Annotated in this window: 1 protein-coding gene; it reads right to left on the bottom strand. The window is 43.1% G+C overall.

All coding sequences use genetic code 11. From position 1 onward, the window contains the following. Nucleotides 1-41: 41 nt before the first annotated feature. Entirely contained in the window at nt 42-1,736 is a 1,695-nt protein-coding gene (gene ltrA / locus QUB04_RS32310) for a group II intron reverse transcriptase/maturase (protein WP_333290740.1), read from the bottom strand. Nucleotides 1,737-2,362 lie beyond the last annotated feature (626 nt).

Below are 2,362 nucleotides of genomic sequence, written 5' to 3'. Positions count from 1 at the left end.
TGTTGCCGGGTAAGGTTCGAGCGTCACCGCTCTCCCCTCCCCTAAGAACCGGACGTGAGGCTTTCGCACTCATCCGGCTCAAGCCTTATTTCAAGCTCGGAAAACTTGGGTTTTGAGTGTTCCTGATTATGGCACGTTTTGTGCAAGTGCCGAAGGTTTTCGATGTCGTCTCGTCCGCCTTGAGAAACAGGGATTATGTGATGGGTGTCTATTTCCTCTCCATTGAATAGAGGTTCGCCACAAGTTGGACATTTCCAGTTCTGGTTTTGAGCGATTTTATAATTCCGAGAATTTTTAACCCAGTAGCTCTTACCGTATTTTTGGTGGCGATTATCCCAATACTCCTTTAGAGAGGAGTCATCCGGTGACGCTTCCCCCTTGACCTTTACATGGCGTTCAATGGGTGTGTATGCTATCGGGTAGAGGATTAAATATTTCTCTTTCCCTCGGCGGTCGCTAGTTGTTGTAGCGAATGTCCATGTATTGCCATTTATGGTCTTGAAGTAGCGTTTCCGAACCCATTTTGCGCTTTTCTGTGGGTGTCTACGCTTTGCCCATTGCCATAGGTATTGCCATACCCGGCATGAGATATATCCAAAGGTTTCCTTGCTAACTTGTCCTTTGTAATAGTTAGCAAAACCTCGAAGAATTGGATTGAGTTTTCTGATGACCCCCTCTTGTTCTACTCCGTTCATTGCCTTTATTTCTTTCCCGATTCGTTTACAAAAGTCTAAGACTTTCTTCTTCGATGGTTTGACTAGCAATTTGCCATTGTAATGGCGGTGGTTGTATCCAAGGAAATCAAAACCTTCATCCATTGACGTAATTAGCGTCTTTTCCTCGCTTAATTCGAGTCCTCTTTCTGATAACCATTGTTGAATCTGGATTTGGGCTTTTTCAAGACTTCCTTTGTCTTTGGCTGTGACAATAAAATCATCAGCATATCTGACCACGCCAAGTTTTGGGTTGGTGGATTTTATGTAATTTTCTAATCCATGCAATCCTATATTGGCAAGTAGGGGTGAAATAACCCCACCTTGTGGCGTACCCATCTCTGTTGGATTTAATTTTCCTTCAAAGAAGAATCCAGCTTTTAACCATCCTTGGATAAGACTTCTTTTGGGGAAGTTACTAATCTGGTTCAGGATAGATTCATGAGCAATGTTATCGAAAAATCCTCGAATGTCCGCTTCTAGTACCCATTTGTCATTACTTCCGTATCGTTTAGGCAGAACTCTATTGACGTTCTGTACAATGGCATCCTGACAACTTCTACCAGGTCTAAAGCCATAGGAATTTGGCTCAAACACGGCTTCCCATTCGGGTTCTAGTGAATTCTTAATTATTGCCTGTTCGATTCTGTCGCGCACGGTTGGGATTCCAAGCGGTCGTTTCTTTCCATTAGGTTTTGGTATCTCCACCCTTCTGGTTGGTTGGAGATTTCCCCCCTTCCAAGTATTTACCAGAGTCACCCTTTGCGCTGGGGTATTGATAATTTCTTTGTCAATTCCTGCCGTTGCTTTGCCTTTATTGGTCTGGGTGATACGCCGAACAGATAGTAATAAGTTTGCGTAGCTTCGTTGCATTAACTTCTGTAGACTCCTAAGAGTTTTGAAGTTACCAAGTTTTCGAGCACGAAAGATTCTTTGTCGTAGATTCCTAACAAGTTTGTTGACCTTTTGCCATTCAATATGGCTCCAGTCTTCTAGCTGTTTCTTCAGTCCGTTTGTTGACATTACTGCCCCCATCTAACTTGTCCTCAGATTTGGTTTCTTTGACATTTTGTCTTTTCGTATAAGACCCAGATGAAGTCTGCTATTCCTTTCGGTCAGAGGCAAATCTTGAACCTCTATCTAGTTCATTACAAACTAGCGTTTGCTTTTTCATCCATCCTCTACCCTCCAGAGATTTCGGTCTTCGTTACCTTAGACTTACTAGAAGTTTTCGACCTCTTCTAGACTCTGTAGGGTTTACCTTGTTGTATCGTTTAGTTGTCTGTTCTTCCTTAGATGCTGTCTATTCTGCGGCGGGAATTGTATTCACACGATTTAATAACGATTAAATATTAAATCTACCCGCTTACCTTTTTGGTTAGAGCCTATCAGCCCTATTTGGCTCCCTTCGTTATGACGCAGTTTAAATGACAGTTCACGAGTGTTCATCATAGAAAAACTCCCTCTTGCTCCTTACCGGATTAGGCTTCTAGTAAGGGTTACTTCCGTGGTCTGCACTCCGCCTGTTTCATTACTTACTTAGGCGTGACCGAACTCTATAAGAGTCTTTTACGTGAGGGTAGAGGGTGTGAATCCCCTAGAGGAGTAGGCTCCTCAAACTAAACAACCTTTTCAAGTCGCGCTAACCG

The organism is Microcoleus sp. D2_18a_B4 (genome assembly GCF_036702475.1).
Classification (GTDB): domain Bacteria; phylum Cyanobacteriota; class Cyanobacteriia; order Cyanobacteriales; family Microcoleaceae; genus Microcoleus.
This window is presented reverse-complemented; position numbering and strand designations above follow the sequence as displayed.